The following is a 17,807-nucleotide window of genomic DNA, read 5'->3' as shown; positions in this document are numbered from 1 at the left end:
GGTCATACCCACCCCTCGCCGCGCTCGGCCAGGCGCTGCAGCTGGTCACGCCCGGCACGGTAGGGGGCCGGCCAGTCGCATTCGCGGTCCTGAATGCCCGCGGCGGCGTGCAGCGTCCAGTAGGGATCGGCCAGGTGCGGGCGGGCCAGGCACACCAGGTCGGCGCGGCCGGCCATCAGGATCGAGTTGACGTGGTCGGCCTGGTAAATGTTGCCCACCGCCATGGTGGCCATGCCGGTCTCGTTGCGGATGCGGTCCGAGAAGGGGGTCTGGAACATGCGCCCGTAGACAGGTCGCGCCCGGGTCGAGGTCTGCCCGGCGGAGACGTCGACGATGTCGACCTCGGCGGCCTGGAGCAGGCGGGCGATCTCGACGGCTTCGTCAGGCGTCACCCCCTCGTCGCCGACCCAGTCGTTGGCCGAGATACGCACCGAGAGCGGCTTGTGCGCGGGCCACACCTGGCGCACCGCGCGAATCACCTCCAGCGGATAGCGCATGCGGTTCGTCAGCGAGCCGCCGTATTCGTCGTCGCGGCGGTTGGTCAGCGGCGTGATGAACGAGGAGAGCAGGTAGCCGTGGGCGGCATGCACCTCGAGCATGTCGAAGCCGGCGCGCTCGGCCATCTGCGCGGCGGCGACGAATTCGTCGCGCACCCGGTCCATGTCGGCACGCGTCATGGGCCTGGGCACCTGGTTGCGTGGCGACCAGGGCACGGCGGAGGCCGCCAGAATCGGCCAGTTGCCCTCGGCGAGCGGCGCGTCCATCTCCTGCCAGCCGAGCTGGGTCGAGCCCTTGGGCCCGGAGTGGCCGATCTGGGCGCACAGCCTGGCCGGCGTCTCGGCGTGGACGAAGTCGCACAGGCGCTTCCACGCCGCCTCGTGCTCGGGGGCGTAGAGCCCCGGGCAGCCCGGCGTGATGCGCCCCTCCGGCGAGACGCAGGTCATCTCGGTATAGACCAGCCCGGCGCCGCCCTTGGCGCGCTCGGCGTAGTGCACGAAGTGCCAGTCGGTGGGGCTGCCGTCCACCGCCTTGTACTGGGCCATGGGCGAGACCACCACGCGATTGACGAGCTGCATGTCGCGCAGTCGGTAGGGGGCGAACATCGGCGCCCGCGCGCTGCCCTCGTTGCCGGCCTGGGCCTGGAACCAGCGCTCGGCGCTCTCGAGCCATGCCGGATCGCGCAGGCGCAGGTTCTCGTGGCTGATGCGCTGGGAGCGGGTCAGCAGCGAATAGTTGAACTGCACCGGGTCGAGGTCCAGGTAGCGCTCGACCTGCTCGAACCACTCGGTGGAGTTGCGCGCCGCCGACTGCAGCCGCAGCACCTCGAGGCGGCGCTCCTCCTCGTAGCGGGCGAAGGCGCTGGCCATGTCGGGCTCGCTGTGCAGGTAATCGGCCAGCGCGATGGCGCTCTCCAGTGCCAGCTTGGTGCCCGAGCCGATGGAGAAGTGCGCGGTGGCGGCGGCGTCGCCCATCAGCACCACGTTGTCGAAGCTCCAGCGCGCGCACAGCACCCGGGGGAAATTGATCCACGCCGAGCCACGAATGTGGTGGGCGTTGCTCATCAGCGCATGACCGCCGAGGTGCCGGGCGAAGATCCGCTCGCAGGTGGCGATCGACTCCTCCTTGCTCATCTCGCCGAAGCCGAAGGCGCGCCAGGTGGGCTCGCTGCACTCGACGATGAAGGTCGCGGTGTCGGCATCGAACTGGTAGGCATGGGCCCACACCCAGCCGTGCTCGGTCTTCTCGAAGATGAAGGTGAAGGCGTCGTCGAAGGTCTGGTGGGTGCCGAGCCAGACGAACTTGCAGGCGCGCACCTCGATGTCGGGTTCGAAATGCTCGGCGTAGCGCTGGCGAGTGCGCGAATTGAGGCCGTCGGCGGCCAGCACCAGGTCGAATTCGCGGCGCAGCTCGTCGATGCGCTCTTCGGGCACGTCGGTCTCGAAGCGCAGCTCGACGCCAAGCTCGCGGGCGCGCTGCTGCAGCAGGAGCAGCAGCCGGTGGCGACCGATGCCGCAGAAGCCGTGGCCGGTGGAGACGGTGCGCACGCCGTCGTGGATCACGGCGATGTCGTCCCAGTAAGCGAAGTGCTCGCGGATGCGTGCGGCGCTCTCGGCGTCGTTGGCGGCGAGGTTGTCCAGGGTCTCATCGGAGAGCACCACGCCCCAGCCGAAGGTGTCGTCGGGGCGGTTGCGCTCGATTACCACGATCTCGTGGGAGGGATCGCGGCGCTTCATGCTGATGGCGAAGTAGAGGCCGGCGGGGCCTCCGCCGAGGCAGGCGATTCTCATGATGGGGCGGCCGTATCGTTGTTGTACTTGATTGCAGGCTAGACCCGAAAAGCAGATAGTTCAAGCTTGAAATTTCAAGCTTGAAACTTATTGGTGTGAGCGAAATTTTCGCCCGCCCAAGGATTGACAGGCAGGTTGGCAACGGCGAGTCTGGGGCTTCGAGCTCGGTGGGTCCGACGAGCGGAACCGGCTGCATTAGGGAAGGAGGCTCACGATGCTGGAACAGTGCAAGACGGCCAGGGAGCGCTGGGGTGGCGTGCATCAGCTGATCGACCGATGGCTGGATGAACGTCGCGATTTGCTAGTCAGCTTCCTCGAGCTCAAGGAGGCCTGCGATACCGAGCTGGAGGCCGTGAGCAAGCCGCAGATCGATCGCTTCAGCGAGCTGCTGATGGACTACATCAGCGCCGGCCATTTCGAGATCTACCCGCAGCTGCGCGAGGAGGCCAACGCCTTCGAGGACCATGAAGCCCTGGAGATCGCCGGCAAGCTGCTCGAGCGGCTGGAGCTCTCCACCGAGCTGGTCCTGGCCTTCGATGCCGACTACTCGACCCCGGTACGCTGCCAGCACTTCCTGCCTCGCTTGCCCGCCTGGCTCGACCGTCTGGCCAAGGGACTGACCGAGCGCTTCGCCCTGGAAGACCAGCTGATCGCACGTCTTCACGCGGCGCATACGCCCAAGGCGGAAGCCCAGACCGAGTAACCGCCTGACTGACAGGCCGATTCTTTCAGGCGCCGCTCCGACTCGTATCGGAGCGGCGCCGTTGCGTCTTATGTCCGTTCTCTCGACGATAGGGCTCACGCCTCGGCGGGTTTGGCCGCTTCGCGCCTCGGGCGACGCTGCCACAGCACCAGCATGCAGGGGGTGAGCAGCAGCGTCAGTCCGGTGGCGAACACCAGTCCGCCGGCAATGGCGCTGGAGAGCTGGGTCCACCACTGGGTCGAGGGGGCGCCGATGCCCAGGCTCGGGGCGAACAGGTTGACGTTGATCTCCAGTACCATCGGCATCAGGCCCAGCACGGTGGTGATGGCGGTGAGCAGCACCGGGCGCAGGCGCAGGCCGCCTGCGCCCAGCGCCGCCTCATACGGGGCCAGCCCCGCCTGGCGAAGCTCGTTGTAGGTGTCGATCAGCACGATGTTGTTGTTCACCACGATCCCGGCCAGGGCAATGATGCCCATGCCTACCATGACGATGCCGAACGGTTGGCCGTTGATCAGCAAGCCCATCAGTACCCCGGCGGTGGAGAAGACGATGGCCGACAGCACCAGCAGGGCCTGGTAGAGGCTGTTGAACTGCGTGACGAGGATCAGCAGCATCAGCGCGATCGCCACCAGGAAGGCCGTGATCAGGAAGCGGCTGGCCTGCTCCTGGTCTTCCTGTTCGCCGGCCACGTTGACGCGCACGCCCTCCGGTGGCGGGCCCAGGCTCTCCAGCAGGGTGCGCAGCCGCTCGTCGGGCTGGAACCCCTCGGCCACGTCGGCTTCCAGGGTGATCGCGCGCTGGCCGTCGATGCGGTGCAGGGTATCGACCTTGGGCGCCGGCTCCAGGCTGGCGAAATGGGAGATCGGCACCTGGCCGCGCGGCGTGTTGAGGGTCAGCCGCTCGAGCTGGTCCAGGCTGCGCCAGCTCTCGGGCAGGCGCACGCGGATGTCGACCTCGTCGCGGGCGTAAGCGGGGCGGTAGGTGGCCACCTGCAGGCCCGTGGTGACCAGCTGCACGGCGCTGCCCACCGCGGCGACGTCGGCGCCCATGCGGGCGGCAGCGGCGCGATCCACGTTGAGCCGCCATTCGATGCCGGGCAGGCTGCGGTTGTCCTCGATGTCGCTAAAGCCGCCCAGCCGCTCCATCTGCGCGCGGATTGCCTCCACCGCCGCCTCGCCGGCGGCCTCCTGCTGGGCACTGATCTCGAGCACGATGGGCTTGCCCGCGCCGGGTCCCATGTCCTGTTCGCGGAACTCGAGCACCACCCCGGGCAGGTCGTCGGTGCGCTCGGCCATCTCGTTCATGATCGTTCGCGCCGGTCGCCGCTGCTGCCAGTCGATCAGCTGGAACTGCACCACGCCGATCACGTCACCGCCGATCTGCTCGTTGGCCACCCCATAGGAACGGGCGTAGAGCGCCTGTACCTCGCTCATGCCGGCCAGGCGCGCCTCGACCCGGCGCACGATGGCGTCCTTCTCTGCGGTGGAAAAGTCGCCGCGGGAGCGGATCACCACCTGGGCGCTATCCGGTTCGACCGCGGGGAAGAACTCCACGCCATGGTTGAAGCGGCCGTAGGCGACGAAGATCAGCGCCATCAGCAGCAGGGCGATCGCCAGCGTCGTGCCGGGGTGGGCCAGCAGCCGGGCGAGGATGGCGCGGTAGAGCCGGCCGCCGGCGGTGACCAGTTCCTCGCTGCGCTGGGGGCGGGCGGTACGGGTGCTGAACACCCCGCCAAGGGTGGGCAGGAAGATCAGGGCCATGGCCAGCGAGGCGAGCAGGCACAGGATCACCGTGGCCGGCAGGTACTTCATGAACTCGCCCACCACGCCGGGCCAGAACAGCAGCGGAAAGAATACGGCGAGGGTGGTGGCGGTGGCGGCAATCACCGGCCAGCTCATGCGGGTCGCGGCGTTGACCCAGGCCTGGTGCGGCGGCTGGCCCTCGCGCAGGTGGCGGTCGGCGAGTTCGCTGACCACGATGGCGCCGTCCACCAGCATGCCGGCGACTAGAATGAGGGCGAACAACACCACGATGTTGAGGGTGTAGCCGATCGCCCAGATCAGCAGGATACCGGTGAGGAAGGCGCCGGGAATGGTCAGGCCCACCATCAGCGCCGAACGCACCCCCATCGCCGCGAGGATCACGATCAGCACCAGGGCCACGGCGGTCAGCACGTTGTTGAGCAGCTCCGAGAGCATCTGCTCGACGGTCACCGACTGGTCCATGATGGTGGTGATGGAGAGCTCCTCGGGCAGCAGCGGGGCGGCCTCGGCCAGGATATCGCGCACGCCTTCGATGGTAGCGATCAGGTTGGCCCCGGCGCGCTTGGAGATCTCCAGGACCAGGGCCGGTTCGTCGTCGATGCGGGCGTAACCCTCGGGATCCTTGAAGGTGGGGTGGATCCAGCCCACGTCGGCGAAGGTCACCACGCGGTCGCCGTCCACCTTGACCGGCATCTCGAAGATGTCTTCCAGGGTCTCGATCACGCCGGGCACCTTCACCGGGCTGCGCCCTGCGCCGGTATCGAGGCTGCCGGCGGCGACCAGCCGGTTGTTGCGCGTGATCAGGTTGAACAGGTCGGTGAAGTCGACGCCGTAGCTGTCGAGCACCAGCGGGTCGACGACGATCTCCATCAGCTCTTCGCTCTCGCCGCCGATCTCGACCTCGAGCACTTCCGGCAGTCCCTCGATGGCATCCTGCAACTGGCGGGCGATGGCCAGCCGGCGGGTCTCCTCGATGGGGCCGGAGAGGCCCAGCGTCAGCACCGGGAAGAGCCCCACGTTGACCTCCACCACGCGCGGTTCGTCGGCCTCCTCGGGAAGCTCGGCGTTGGCGATGTCGACGCGTTCGCGCACGTCGGCCAGCGCCTGGCGCGCGTCGAAACCGGCGTCGAACTCCAGCGTGATCGCGGCGTGCCCCTCGCTGGCCTGGGCGGTCATCTTGCGCACCCCCTCGATGGTGCGCAGCTCCTGCTCCATGGGCCGCACCAGCAGCCGCTCGCCGTCCTCCGGGCTCACGCCTTCGAGCGATAGCGAGACGTAGATCATCGGGATGGGGACGTCGGGGTTGGCCTCCTTGGGCACCGCCTGCCAGGCGGCGAGCCCGGACAGCAGCAGAGCGAGCAGCAGCAGCAGGGTGGTGCGCGAACGGTCCAGCGCGGCCTCGATCAGGGTGCGCATGTCAGAGCGGCTCCTCGGACGATGTGCCGTTCGAGTTGGGCTCGGGAACCGCGATGACGCGATCGCCGGGCGCGACGAAGCCGCCGCCGAGGGTGATCAGCCGGATCGTCTCGGGCAGCCCGGTGACGCGGGCCGCCGTGGCGTCGGCGCCGACCAGGCCGACGGGCGTGCTCACCACGCGATCGTCGTCGTCCAGGTGCTTGATCCGCAGCCGACCCTCTTCGTCCAGTTCGAGCAGGGCGGGGGAGAAGCGGTGCACCTCGCGCTCGGGCAGGGTGATCGCCAGGGTCGCGCTGGCGCCGGCCAGGCGCCGACGCTCGGGGTTGTCGAACTCGGCCTCGACGTAGAAGGAGCGCGTGGACTCGTCGGCGCGGCTGGCCACGTGGGTCAACTCCCCGCTCAAGCGGCTGCCGTCCAGCAGCCTGACCTCGGTGGGCAGGCCGGGGCGCAGGTCCTGGGCATCGCGCTGGGCGACCCAGGCGCTGGCCGTCAGGCGCCGGTCGTCGACCAGGCGGGCGTAGGCCTCGCCGACCTGCAGCACTTCGCCGAGCTCGACGTGGAGACGGTCGAGCACACCGTCGAAGGGAGCCGTCGGGCGGGTCTCGTCGAGCGCTTGGCGCAGCTCCGCCACGTCCGCCGCCGCCACGCTGACGCTGCTCTGCAGGCGCAGCAGCTCGGGCCTGGAAATCAGGTTGCGCTGGCGCAGGTCATTGGCCCCGGCAAGCTCGGCCCGGGCCAGTTCGAGCTGAGCCTCGGCGCGCTCCAGCTGCGCCTCGAGGGCGTCGCGTGACAGCACCAGCAGGGGCGTGCCGGCGTCCACTGCCGTGCCCTGGGCCACCGGCAGCTCGGCCACCCGCCCCGCATGGCGGCTGCGCAGCTCGACCTCGCGGAAGGCTTCCAGTTGCCCCTGGACCACTCGCCGCGGCTGGTAGGAGGCGGCTTCGCTGACCCGGTATTCGACCCGGGGCAGGCTCTCAGTCTGTGGAGCCTCGGCGGGAGGCGCCTGCTGCTGGAAGCGCTGGAAGTCGCCGAGCACCAGCCACAGCAAGAGGGCCAGCAGCACCAGGGCGGCCAGCAGCGCGGAATTGGGGGGGCGTCTGAGCATAGAGCCTTCCGTGGGTAAATGCCTGCATTAGCATATTTCGGCACCGCATGATAGCGCATGTGCCGAAGGGTATCAGTCGCCTCGCCCGGACAGCGCGCCGGGTGTTCCCTAACCAGAGGTCGGATTGAGTTTTGTGCACTGCAGGCATACCATCTTGGCGGTCCCGATTCCGGCCAGGGTGGGCAGAGCCCGCGCGGCTCATCTTCATTCCCTCATGGCGGCTCAACCGAAGGAGCAACAAGTGAAAGATCCCGTACGTATTGCCATTACCGGCGGTGCCGGCCAGATCAGCTACTCCCTCATCTTCCGTATCGCGGCAGGCGATATGCTGGGCCCCGATCAGCCCGTCATCCTCCAGCTGCTCGAGATCCCGCAGGCCATGGATGCGCTGAACGGCGTGGTGATGGAGGTGAACGACTGCGCCTTCCCGCTGGTGCAGGACATCGTTGCCACCGACGATCCCAACGTCGCCTTCAAGGACGCCGACTTCGCCCTGCTGGTGGGTGCGCGTCCGCGCGGCCCGGGCATGGAGCGCAAGGACCTGCTGGAAGCCAACGCGGCGATCTTCTCCGTGCAGGGCAAGGCGCTCAACGACAACGCCAGCCGCAACGTGCGCGTGCTGGTGGTGGGCAACCCGGCCAACACCAATGCGCTGATCGCTTCCTGCAACGCGCCGGACCTCAGCCCGCGTCAGTTCACCGCGATGACACGCCTCGACCACAACCGCGCCCTGACCCAGCTGGCGCAGAAGACCGGCAAGCGCGTCACCGACGTCGAGAGCATGATCATCTGGGGCAACCACAGCGCCACCCAGTACCCTGACCTGGCCCACACCAAGGTGGCCGGCAAGCCGGCCTTCGAGCTGGTCGAGCGCGACTGGTACGAGAACGACTTCATCCCCACCGTGCAGCAGCGCGGCGCGGCGATCATCAAGGCGCGTGGCGCCTCTTCCGCCGCTTCCGCCGCCTCATCCGCCATCGACCACATGCGCGACTGGGCGCTGGGCACCGACCAGGTGGTGAGCATGGCGATCCCGTCCGACGGCAGCTACGGCATCGCCGAGGGCATCATCTACTCCTATCCGGTGCGCTGCCAGAACGGCGACTACGAGATCGTCCAGGGGCTCGAGATCGACGAGTTCAGCCGTGCCAAGATGCAGGCCACCGAGAACGAGCTGCGTGAAGAGCGCGCCGCGGTCGAGCATCTGCTGGGCTAAGCGTGTAAGAAAGAAGTAAGAGCCAAGAAAAACCCCGAAGGTCTCAGGCCTTCGGGGTTTTTGTCTTTCGTCTTCGCTCTTCCATGCGCGAAGCGCCGTTCTTACGACTCATGAACTGGCGAAGCCGTTCAGTCGCGTAGGCTCATGATGCGCCAGCCGCGCTTTTCGGCTTCTTCGCGCAGGGTGGCGTCGGGGTCCACCGCCACCGGGTGCTCCACCAGTTCCAGCAGCGGCAGGTCGTTGTGCGAGTCGCTGTAGAACCAGGCGTCGTCGAGGGTCAGGTCCTTGTCCGCCAGCCACTCCTCCAGGCGCTTCACCTTGCCTTCGCGGTAGCTCGGCGTGCCGCTCACCTGGCCGGTGTAGCGGCCATCGCGGACTTCCGGTTCCACGGCGATCAGGTGGTCGACGCCCAGCCGCTCGGCAATCGGGCCGGTGATGAAGCGGTTGGTGGCGGTGACGATCAGCAGGGTGTCGCCACGGCTGCGGTGGCGTGCCAGCAGTTCCTCGCCCTTGGGCAGGATGCTGGGCTCGATCTTGCTGGCCATGAACTGCTGGTGCCAGGCGGCGAGCTGCTCGGGGCTGTTGTCGGCCAGCGGCCTGAGCGCCACGGCCAGGAAGGCATGGATGTCCAGCGTGCCCGCCTCGTAGTCGGCCATGAAGCGGTCGTTGGCTTCACGATAGGCCTCGGCATCCACGGCGCCCTGTTCGAGCAGGAACTCGCCCCAGGCGTGGTCACTGTCGATGGAGAGCAGGGTGTTGTCCAGATCGAAGATGGCCAGACTCACGGCTTACCCCTTGCGATGTGGTGAGTTGTCGTAACGTCATGCTGCATTGCGTGAAAGCTGGCGATTATGTCAGACAACGCCTTGCGCTGCTAAGCCCCGCCGCACTTTTTCTCGTACCGTCGATGCCTGCTCGGCGCTTCCCCGCTGATCGTTGTATTGATGCGCTTTGCGCCCTTGTGGAAGAATGCTCTCAATGACGTATTTCACAAGGTGACGTCCGTGATCGACGCTGACGGCTTTCGCCCCAACGTTGGCATCATCATTGCCAACGCCAGGGGGCAACTGCTTTGGGCGCGTCGGGTTGGACAGAATGCGTGGCAGTTTCCCCAGGGAGGCATCAAGTCAACCGAGACACCGCAGCAGGCGCTCTATCGTGAGCTGGAGGAGGAAATCGGCCTGACCGCCGATGACGTCGAGCTACTGGCCTGTACCCGGGGATGGCTGCGCTATCGCCTGCCGCGACGCATGGTGCGCATGAACTCCAGGCCGGTCTGTATCGGCCAGAAGCAGAAGTGGTTCCTGCTGCGCATTCGCTGCCAGGAGAACCGCATCTGCGTGGATGGCTCGGAAAAGCCCGAGTTCGATAACTGGCGCTGGGTCAGCTACTGGTATCCGCTGGGCCAGGTGGTGCCCTTCAAGCGCGAGGTGTATCGCCGCGCGTTGAGCGAGCTTTCGCCGCGCGCGCAGCGGCTGGCGCTCGAAGGTCGCTGATCGAAGGGTCCCCGAGAAGGGAACTGGGTGGACACGACACGAGGGGCTTACGCAGGGCCCCGCCGTGAGGGCCGTTCCCTTCAAGTGCCGCTGCGCGGTCCTGATTCCTCAGCCAGGCGAGGTAAGACAACAATGGAAAGCAAGACGCCGATGCTGGAGGTGCTGCGCCGGGTCATCCAGGAGGTCAACAGCGCCCGCAACCTCGATGCGGCGCTGGCGACCATGGTCCGGCGCATTCGCAAGGCCATGCATACCGACGTGTGCTCCTTCTACCTCTTTGACAAGGAGACCCAGGAGCTCGTGCTGATGGAGACCATCGGTCTGCACAGCCAAGCGGTGGGGCACGTGAGCCTGCGAGTGGGGGAGGGGCTGGTCGGCCTGGTGGCCGAGCGCGAGGAGCCGCTCAACCTCGAGGATGCCCCCTCGCACCCGCGCTTCCGCTACTTCGAGGCCACCGGCGAGGAGCGCTACTCCAGTTTTCTCGGCGTGCCGATCATCCACCAGCGCCGCATGCTCGGCGTACTGGTCGTGCAGCAGGGGGAGAAGCGGCGCTACGACGAGGAGGACGAGGCCTTCCTCATCACCATGGGCGCGCAGCTCGCCGGCGTGCTGGCGCATGCCCTGGCCACCGGCAGCCTCAGCCGGCCCGCCCTGCCGGGCGGCCAGGCGCTGTTTACCGGGGTCGCCGCGTCGCCCGGCATGGCCATCGGCGAAGTGGTGGTGGTGGCGCCGCTGGCCGACCTGGATAGCGTACCCGACCTGATTCCGACCGACGTCGAATACGAGATCGTGCGCCTCAAGGAGGCCATCGAGCGCGTGCGCGAGGAGATTCGTGCGGCGGGCGAGCGCCTGGCCAACCGCATCTCGGCCCAGGAGCTGGCGCTGTTCGAGGTCTACCAGCAGATGCTCAGCGAGGCGGCGCTCTCCCAGGAGGTGGAGAAGCGCATTCGCGAGGGCCAGTGGGCGCCGGGGGCCCTGGCCGACGTGGTGCGCCGCCACGTGCAGTACCTCGAGCGGGTCGACGACGACTACCTGCGCGAGCGGGCCGCCGACGTGCGTGACCTGGGTCGGCGAGTGCTCGCCCACCTGCAGGAAGAGACACCGCAGGTGCCCGATACCTTCCCCGAGAGCACCATCCTGGTGGGCGATGAGATCAGCGTTGCCACGCTGGGCGAGGTGCCGCGGGAGCGGCTCGCCGGGCTGGTGTCGGTGCGCGGCTCGAGCACTTCCCACGTGGCGATCGTCGCGCGGGCCATGGGGGTGCCCACCGTGCTGGGCATGGTCGACCTGCCGCTGCCGCGCCTCTCCGGCGCCGAGGTGGTGCTCGACGGCCACCGCGGCCGGCTGTTCGTGCGGCCCTCGGACGAGCTCAAGACCCGCTACGAGAGCCTGATTGCCGAAGAGGCGGCGCTGGTCGAAGTGCTCGAGCACGAGCAGGACCTGCCCAGCGAGACCCCGGATGGCCACGTCATGCCGCTGATGGTCAATACCGGGCTGGCCATCGACACCACGGTGTCGCTCAGGAAGCGCATCAGCGGGGTGGGGCTGTACCGCACCGAAGTGCCGTTCATGATCGCCGAGCGCTTTCCCAGCGAGCAGGAACAGGCGCGCCTCTACCGCGACCAGCTGGAGAGCTTCGCGCCGTTGCCGGTGGTGATGCGCACCCTCGACATCGGCGGCGACAAGGACCTGCCCTACTTTCCCATCGACGAGGCCAATCCCTTCCTCGGCTGGCGCGGCATCCGTGTCACCCTCGATCACCCCGAAGTGCTGATGGTGCAGCTGCGCGCCATGCTGCGTGCCGCCCAAGGCCTCGACAACATGCAGATCCTGCTGCCCATGGTCACCAACGTCGACGAGGTCGACGATGCGCTGCGCCTGCTCGACCGCGCCATACGCGAACTGGCCGAGGAGGGCATCGTCTCGCCGCGGCCCAAGGTCGGCGTGATGCTGGAGGTGCCGGCGACGCTCTATCAGCTCGACGCCCTGGCCGAACGCGCCGACTTCTTCTCCGTGGGCAGCAACGACCTGACCCAGTACCTGCTGGCGGTGGACCGCAACAACCCTCGCGTGGCGAGCCTCTACGACGCCTGCCATCCGGCCGTGCTGAGCGCCATGGCGCGCCTGGCCGAGGAGTCGGCGCGGCTGAAGAAACCGATCTCGGTGTGCGGCGAGCTGGCCGGGGATCCGGCCGGGGCGCTGCTGCTGATGGGCATGGGCTTCGACTCGCTCTCCATGAACGCCCCCAGCCTGCCACGGGTCAGGGCGGCGATACGCCGGGTCTCCCTCGATGCCGCCAAGGTCCTGGTGAGCGAGATCCTGGCGTTGAACACGCCGGCGGCGGTGCGCAGCCACCTGTTCACCCGGCTGAGCGAGTGGCAGCTGGCCCACCTGCTGCCGCCGCGGGACTGAACGCCGTCCCATGTGCCTCATCGCCTTCGACTTCCGGCCGGAAGCGCCCGTGCCGCTGCGGCTGATCGCCAACCGTGACGAATTCCACCAGCGCCCGACGGCTGCGCTGGGAGCCTGGCAGGACGCGCCCGACATCGTCGGCGGTCGCGACCTCGAGGCCGGCGGCAGCTGGCTGGCGGTGCATCGCCGTGGTCGCGTGGCCGCGGTCACCAACGTGCGCGACCCGGAGCTTCGGGTGGCGGCAAACGCCCCGAGCCGGGGCCGATTGGTGCGCGAGGCGCTGGAGTGCGCCGACCTGCCCGGGTGGCTGGCCAGGCTGGCCGAAGGCGATGGCTGGCGCTATGCCGGCTTCAACCTGCTGGCCGGCGATGGCCACCGGCTCTGGCACCTTCACCGCAGCCGCGAGCGGCTGATGCTGGCGGAGGTGACGCCCGGCGTCCATGGCCTCTCGAATGCCAGCCTCGACACCCCCTGGCCCAAGCTGATCGCGGCCCGGCAGGGGCTGGCGACGGCGCTGCGACGGCGCTGGCCGGAGGATGCCCTGAGCGCGCTGTCCGACAGCTGCCCGGCCGACGACCATCACCTGCCCGACACCGGCGTAGGCCTGGAGCTGGAGCGCCGGCTGTCGCCGGCCTTCATCGTCGGCGAACAGTACGGCACCCGCGCCACGACCTGGCTGGAGTGGAGCGACGAGGCGGGCGTCATCGTCCTGGAAGAGCACCGCTACGGTCCCGCAGGCACTCCGTTGGGCGTGACGCGGGAGAGAATTTCGCTACAGCGCGAGCACTTGCGTGCCTCGGCCTGCCATGACAGCCGGGGGCCGTCGGCGTAAACTCACAGCCACATTGCCTGGCACAGGGATGCGAATGCCTGTCGGAACTCGCAAGGACCGCTTCTGGTCGCACCTGATCTGGCCGCTGCTGTGGCCGCTGCTGCTGGCCCAGGCGGCCCTGGTGCTGCTCTGCCTGCTGGTGGGGGTGGTGCTGTGGGTGGCCACGCCCGACCCGACGTCCTGGGCCGAGTCCGCCTGGCTGCTGCTCGCCCTGCTGGCAGGCACCACCTTGACCGTCTCGGCTTTCCTGCTGCAGTTGCGTCACAGCCTGCGTGACTACGAGGGCCAGATCGAGGGGCGGCTCGGCCGCATCGAGAGGCTGCTGCAGGAGACCGAGCAGAGCCTGCCGCGCTGGCTTGGGGTGACCCGGTCGCCACCCGACCACGAGGACCTAGTCATCGAGCGGTTGGAGAAGCTCCACGACGGCATGCTCGAACTGCAGTCCCGGCTCGAGCTGGTGCCGAAACTGGACGAGCTGCTCATGGCCAGCCAGCGCCCGGCTCTGCTGCTCTATCACGGGCGGATCGTGGGCGCCAACCTGGCCATGGAACAGCTGCTGGGAGAGAGCCAGGAGACCCTGGCAGGGCAGGACCCGGCGACTCGTCTGATCGCCGCCGAGTCGAGCGGGAGCCGTCCGGGCGAGGTGCAGGTGATGGATGGCGAAGGCCGCTGGCGTTCCTTCCAGGTGGAGTGGTGGGATGCCCCCCCCTACCAGCTGTCGTTCTTCGAGCGTGCCGGCACGCACGACCTCGGCGGGCTGCTGGCCGCCCGCGAGCGTGCCCGCGAGGACTCGCGGCTCAAGTCGCGCTACCTGACCCTGCTGCAGCGTGAACTGGAGCCGCTGCTCTCCGAGCTGGCCCGGGAGATGAAGGGCGACGACGACAGCCGCAGCGATCCCTACCGGCATGCTCACTTGAGCGAGCGTATCGCCGATATTCTGCTGTTGATCAGCAGCCTGGCGGGGGAGCAGGGCGCAACGGCGCTGCGCGACATGCGGCTTCCGTCCGGGCAGGCTGCCCCGCTGCGCGTGCTGGTGGTCGATGATGGCCCGGTCAATCGCATGCTGGCGAGCCAGGTCATGGAGCGGCAGGGGTTGCGCGTCGACTGTGTCGCCAGCGGCCTGGAGGCGCTCGAACAGCAGCATCGCCAGGCCTACGACCTGGTGTTGATGGACATCTTCATGCCCGGCATGGACGGCGTGGAGGCCGCCCGGCGCTGGCGCGAGCAGGAGGCGCAGCAGCCCGATGCCGGGCGCAGCGTGCTGGTGGCCTTGACGGCCAACGCCACCGAGAGCGACCGCCGGCGCTTCGACGAGGCCGGCATGGACGATTACCTGGCCAAGCCCTACGGGCCTCGGGAGCTGATCGAGCTTCTGCAGCGCTGGCGACCCGACGCGTTCGAGGAATCCCCAGTGACATGAGCGTCCTCCTCACATTGCTGGGTTACCTGGCGCTGGGCGCGGCGGCCGGCACCATGGCGGGGCTGTTCGGTGTCGGCGGCGGCTTGATCATCGTGCCGGCACTGGTCTTTGCCTTCGGCCTGCAAGGCGTGGCGCCCGATATCGCCATGCACCTGGCGATCGGCACCTCGCTGGCCACCATCCTGGTGACCGGTGCCTCGTCCGCCTGGGCGCACCACCAGCGCGGCAGCATTCGCCGCGCCTGGTTCCTCGCCCTGCTGCCTGGACTGGTGCTGGGGGCCATCGCCGGCGTGTTCGTGGCCGGCGCGCTGTCGGGCGGGCGGCTGGGTACCCTGTTCGGGGTGTTTGTGGTACTGGTGGCGCTGAGGATGGCGCTGGGCGTGGGTCCCAGGGCGGGGCGCGCGGCGCCGGGGCGACTGGCCATGGGCCTCGCCGGCGTGGTCATCGGTGGCGTATCGGCGCTGTTCGGCATCGGCGGGGGAACCCTCAGCGTGCCCTGGCTCTCCCGCTGCGGGGCCAGCATGACCCAAGCGGTGGGCACCTCGGCCGCCTGCGGCCTGCCCATCGCCCTGTTCGGCGCCCTGACTTTCATCGTGGTGGGCTGGCATCATCCTTCGCTGCCGGTGGGGGCCACCGGCTTCGTGATGTGGCCTGCCTTTTTCGGCATCGTGCTGGCCAGCGTGCCTTGCGCCAGGCTGGGTGTGCGCCTGGCCCATGTGCTTCCGGCCCGCGTGCTGCGGCTCGCCTTTGCGGCGCTGCTGCTGATCGTGGGGCTCCGTTTCCTGTTCTGAGGTAACCATGAACTATCCCGATATCGACCCGGTGGCCATCTCCCTCGGCCCCATCCAGATTCACTGGTATGGCTTGATGTACGTCATCGGCTTCGTGGGCGCCTGGTGGCTCGGCCGGCAGCGGGCCGAACGCTTCGGACTGACCCGGGACGACGTCGGCGACCTGCTGTTCTATGCCGCCCTCGGCGTGGTGGTGGGCGGCCGCCTGGGCTATGCGCTGTTCTACGGCCTGGGCCAGTGGGCCGCCGATCCGCTGTGGGTGCTGCGCGTGTGGGACGGCGGCATGAGCTTCCACGGCGGGCTGATCGGGGTGCTGCTGGCGGCACTGTGGTTCGCGCGCAAGAAGGGCATGGCCTTTTTCACCCTGACCGACTTCTTCGCGCCCATGGTACCGATCGGCCTGGGCGCCGGGCGCATCGGCAACTTCATCAATCGCGAGCTGCCGGGGCGGGTCACCGAGCTGCCCTGGGGCATGCCGTTCCCCGGCATGGGGCCCGCACCGCGCCATCCCACCTCGCTCTACGAGGCCCTGCTCGAAGGCGTGGCGCTGTTCGCCATCCTGTGGTGGGTTTCGGCCAGACCGCGCCGCCGTGGGCTGGTGTCCGGCCTGTTCCTGCTGCTCTACGGCGCCTTCCGCTTCAGCGTGGAGTTCTTCCGCCTGCCGGATGCCCACATCGGCTACCTCGCCTTCGACTGGTTCACCATGGGCATGCTGTTGACGCTGCCGATGATCGCCTTCGGCCTCGTGCTGATCGCCTGGTCGCGGCGTCAGCCGACGGTGGGGGCGGCCGTCACGAAGTGATACGAGCGGGCATGCGACGCAAGCGCAAGAGAACGGTACACTCCCAGCCCTGTCGACCATTATTCAAAGAGATCGCCAACGATGTCTGACGACAACGCCCAGACCGCGCTCGCCAGCTCTCCTCGTGAAGCGCCCCCTCTCGAGCAACCCTACCTGGACCTGATGCGCCAGGTGCTCGAGCGGGGCGTGGACAGCGCCGACCGCACCGGGGTCGGTACGCGTTCGCTGTTCGGCCATCAAATGCGCTTCGACCTCTCCCGCGGCTTCCCGCTGGTGACCACCAAGAAGCTGCACCTGCGCTCGATCATCCACGAGCTGCTGTGGTTCCTGCGCGGCGACACCAACGTCGCCTATCTCAAGGCCAACGGCGTCAGCATCTGGGACGAGTGGGCCGACGAGAACGGTGACCTGGGGCCGGTCTATGGCTACCAGTGGCGCAGCTGGCCCGACCCCCGCGGCGGCCACGTCGACCAGATCGCCAGGTTGCTGGAGCAGATCCGCACCCAGCCGCGCTCGCGGCGGCTGATCGTCTCCGCCTGGAATCCGGCGCTGGTCGACGAGATGGCGCTGCCACCGTGCCACTGCCTGTTCCAGTTCTACGTGGCCGAGGGGCGGCTCTCCTGCCAGCTCTACCAGCGCAGTGCCGACATCTTCCTCGGCGTGCCGTTCAACATCGCCAGCTATGCGTTGCTGACCGCGATGATCGCCCAGGTCTCGGGGCTCGAGCCGGGCGACTTCGTGCACACCCTGGGCGACGCGCACCTCTACCTCAACCACCTGGAGCAGGCCGAGCTGCAGCTGTCGCGCACGCCGCGCCCGGCGCCGAGGCTGGTGCTCGCCCCCGATGTCGACTCGCTGTTCGACTTCCGCTTCGAGCACATCGCCATAGAAGGCTACGATCCCCATCCCCACATCAAGGCCGAGGTAGCGGTATGACGGACGAGACCCTGGTGCCGGTGGCGATGATCGCCGCCGTGTCGCGCAACGGCGTGATCGGCATTGACAACAAGCTGCCCTGGCACCTGCCCGACGACCTCAAGTTCTTCAAGCGCATGACCCAGGCCAAGCCGCTGATCATGGGGCGCAAGACCTTCGCCTCCATCGGCCGGCCGCTGCCGGGACGGCTCAACATCGTGGTGACCCGCGACGAGAGCTTCCGGCACGACGGCGTACGGGTCTGCCACGACCTCGAGTCGGCGCTATTCCTGGCCGACCAGCAGGCCACCATCGACGGCGTCGACGAGATCATGGTGATGGGCGGTGGCGAGATCTACGCCCAGGCGCTGCCTCATGCCAGCCGCATCTACCTGACCGAGGTGGAGGTCGAGGTGGCGGGCGACGCCCGCTTTCCCACCCTGGACGAGCGCGAGTGGGAAGAGGTGCAGCGGGTGGCGGGCTCGCCCAACCCGGGGCAGCCGGCATACAGCTTCGTCGAGTATCGGCGTCGGGTCGAATGAGCCGGATGGTTTGTCAGCGTCTCGCTTGTGGCACACACTAGGCGGAAGCTTGTGGGGCAACGCGGCGATTCGCTCGCCCAGGCATTGGTGCAGCGTTTTCCGGGAG

General features: G+C 68.2%; 14 protein-coding genes. 10 read left to right on the top strand and 4 right to left on the bottom strand.

All coding sequences use genetic code 11. The features are described 5' to 3' along the window. Positions 1–2: 2 nt before the first annotated feature. Positions 3–2,288 carry a bifunctional salicylyl-CoA 5-hydroxylase/oxidoreductase gene (locus HNO51_RS15115; protein WP_209537773.1) on the bottom strand — a complete coding sequence of 762 codons (2,286 nt, stop codon included), beginning with the start codon at positions 2,286–2,288 and terminating at the stop codon, positions 3–5. Between the two features lie 214 nt (positions 2,289–2,502). Here HNO51_RS15115 and rsd point away from each other — a divergent pair, with 214 nt between their 5' ends. Continuing rightward, positions 2,503–2,991: a sigma D regulator gene (gene rsd, locus HNO51_RS15110; RefSeq protein ID WP_197448073.1), complete on the top strand. Its 489-nt coding sequence runs from the start codon at positions 2,503–2,505 to the stop codon at positions 2,989–2,991. Positions 2,992–3,086: 95 nt separating this feature from the next. Here the strand turns inward: rsd and HNO51_RS15105 are convergent, their stop codons facing one another. Together HNO51_RS15105 and HNO51_RS15100 are read right to left on the bottom strand one after the other, a co-directional pair. Then, complete coding sequence (locus tag HNO51_RS15105) at positions 3,087–6,170, bottom strand: efflux RND transporter permease subunit (RefSeq protein ID WP_209537772.1); 3,084 nt, start codon at positions 6,168–6,170, stop codon at positions 3,087–3,089. A gap of 1 nt (position 6,171) precedes the next feature. Continuing rightward, positions 6,172–7,275, bottom strand: coding sequence for an efflux RND transporter periplasmic adaptor subunit (locus HNO51_RS15100; protein WP_209537771.1), 1,104 nt, complete (start codon positions 7,273–7,275; stop codon positions 6,172–6,174). Positions 7,276–7,516: 241 nt separating this feature from the next. Between HNO51_RS15100 and HNO51_RS15095 the strand changes: the two genes are divergently transcribed. Then, positions 7,517–8,491 carry a malate dehydrogenase gene (locus HNO51_RS15095; RefSeq protein ID WP_197448070.1) on the top strand — a complete coding sequence of 325 codons (975 nt, stop codon included), beginning with the start codon at positions 7,517–7,519 and terminating at the stop codon, positions 8,489–8,491. 128 nt (positions 8,492–8,619) lie between these two features. On the opposite strand, the gene HNO51_RS15090 is transcribed toward HNO51_RS15095, so the two are convergent. Beyond that, positions 8,620–9,276: a histidinol-phosphatase gene (locus HNO51_RS15090; protein ID WP_197448069.1), complete on the bottom strand. Its 657-nt coding sequence runs from the start codon at positions 9,274–9,276 to the stop codon at positions 8,620–8,622. Between the two features lie 219 nt (positions 9,277–9,495). Here HNO51_RS15090 and HNO51_RS15085 point away from each other — a divergent pair, with 219 nt between their 5' ends. The 8 genes from HNO51_RS15085 to HNO51_RS15050 all read left to right on the top strand — a co-directional run bounded on the left by HNO51_RS15085 (position 9,496) and on the right by HNO51_RS15050 (position 17,701). Next, positions 9,496–9,987 carry an RNA pyrophosphohydrolase gene (locus tag HNO51_RS15085; protein WP_197448068.1) on the top strand — a complete coding sequence of 164 codons (492 nt, stop codon included), beginning with the start codon at positions 9,496–9,498 and terminating at the stop codon, positions 9,985–9,987. Positions 9,988–10,137: 150 nt separating this feature from the next. Further along, on the top strand, positions 10,138–12,399 hold the full coding sequence (ptsP, locus tag HNO51_RS15080) for a phosphoenolpyruvate--protein phosphotransferase (protein ID WP_197451069.1): 2,262 nt from the start codon (positions 10,138–10,140) through the stop codon (positions 12,397–12,399). Positions 12,400–12,409: 10 nt separating this feature from the next. After that, a complete protein-coding gene (locus HNO51_RS15075) occupies positions 12,410–13,231 on the top strand; it encodes an NRDE family protein (RefSeq protein WP_197448067.1) in 822 nt (273 codons plus the stop codon). A gap of 34 nt (positions 13,232–13,265) precedes the next feature. Continuing rightward, positions 13,266–14,651, top strand: coding sequence for a response regulator (locus HNO51_RS15070; RefSeq protein ID WP_209537770.1), 1,386 nt, complete (start codon positions 13,266–13,268; stop codon positions 14,649–14,651). Next, positions 14,648–15,442, top strand: coding sequence for a sulfite exporter TauE/SafE family protein (locus HNO51_RS15065; RefSeq protein ID WP_197448065.1), 795 nt, complete (start codon positions 14,648–14,650; stop codon positions 15,440–15,442). The genes HNO51_RS15070 and HNO51_RS15065 overlap by 4 nt, the downstream gene beginning before the upstream one ends. Positions 15,443–15,449: 7 nt before the next feature. Then, positions 15,450–16,244 carry a prolipoprotein diacylglyceryl transferase gene (gene lgt, locus HNO51_RS15060; RefSeq protein WP_197448064.1) on the top strand — a complete coding sequence of 265 codons (795 nt, stop codon included), beginning with the start codon at positions 15,450–15,452 and terminating at the stop codon, positions 16,242–16,244. Between the two features lie 81 nt (positions 16,245–16,325). Continuing rightward, a complete protein-coding gene (locus HNO51_RS15055; RefSeq protein ID WP_209537769.1) occupies positions 16,326–17,180 on the top strand; it encodes a thymidylate synthase in 855 nt (284 codons plus the stop codon). After that, entirely contained in the window at positions 17,177–17,701 is a 525-nt protein-coding gene (locus tag HNO51_RS15050) for a dihydrofolate reductase (protein ID WP_197448062.1), read from the top strand. Before HNO51_RS15055 ends, HNO51_RS15050 begins: the two co-directional genes overlap by 4 nt. Positions 17,702–17,807: the final 106 nt, after the last annotated feature.

Source organism: Billgrantia sulfidoxydans (assembly GCF_017868775.1).
In the GTDB taxonomy this organism is placed as follows: Bacteria; Pseudomonadota; Gammaproteobacteria; order Pseudomonadales; family Halomonadaceae; genus Halomonas; species Halomonas sulfidoxydans.
The sequence above is the reverse complement of the archived record's forward strand: the minus strand, read 5'-3'. Positions and strand labels throughout refer to the sequence as shown.

What these genes read in the sequence shown, in the direction of transcription:
- HNO51_RS15100 (WP_209537771.1), bottom strand. Translation starts at nt 7,275, where the DNA reads ATGCTCAGACGCCCCCCCAATTCCGCGCTGCTGGCCGCCCTGGTGCTG.
- rsd (WP_197448073.1), top strand. Translation starts at nt 2,503, where the DNA reads ATGCTGGAACAGTGCAAGACGGCCAGGGAGCGCTGGGGTGGCGTGCAT.
- HNO51_RS15055 (WP_209537769.1), top strand. Translation starts at nt 16,326, where the DNA reads ATGTCTGACGACAACGCCCAGACCGCGCTCGCCAGCTCTCCTCGTGAA.
- HNO51_RS15050 (WP_197448062.1), top strand. Translation starts at nt 17,177, where the DNA reads ATGACGGACGAGACCCTGGTGCCGGTGGCGATGATCGCCGCCGTGTCG.
- HNO51_RS15115 (WP_209537773.1), bottom strand. Translation starts at nt 2,288, where the DNA reads ATGAGAATCGCCTGCCTCGGCGGAGGCCCCGCCGGCCTCTACTTCGCC.
- lgt (WP_197448064.1), top strand. Translation starts at nt 15,450, where the DNA reads ATGAACTATCCCGATATCGACCCGGTGGCCATCTCCCTCGGCCCCATC.
- HNO51_RS15070 (WP_209537770.1), top strand. Translation starts at nt 13,266, where the DNA reads ATGCCTGTCGGAACTCGCAAGGACCGCTTCTGGTCGCACCTGATCTGG.
- ptsP (WP_197451069.1), top strand. Translation starts at nt 10,138, where the DNA reads ATGCTGGAGGTGCTGCGCCGGGTCATCCAGGAGGTCAACAGCGCCCGC.
- HNO51_RS15075 (WP_197448067.1), top strand. Translation starts at nt 12,410, where the DNA reads ATGTGCCTCATCGCCTTCGACTTCCGGCCGGAAGCGCCCGTGCCGCTG.
- HNO51_RS15065 (WP_197448065.1), top strand. Translation starts at nt 14,648, where the DNA reads ATGAGCGTCCTCCTCACATTGCTGGGTTACCTGGCGCTGGGCGCGGCG.
- HNO51_RS15105 (WP_209537772.1), bottom strand. Translation starts at nt 6,170, where the DNA reads ATGCGCACCCTGATCGAGGCCGCGCTGGACCGTTCGCGCACCACCCTG.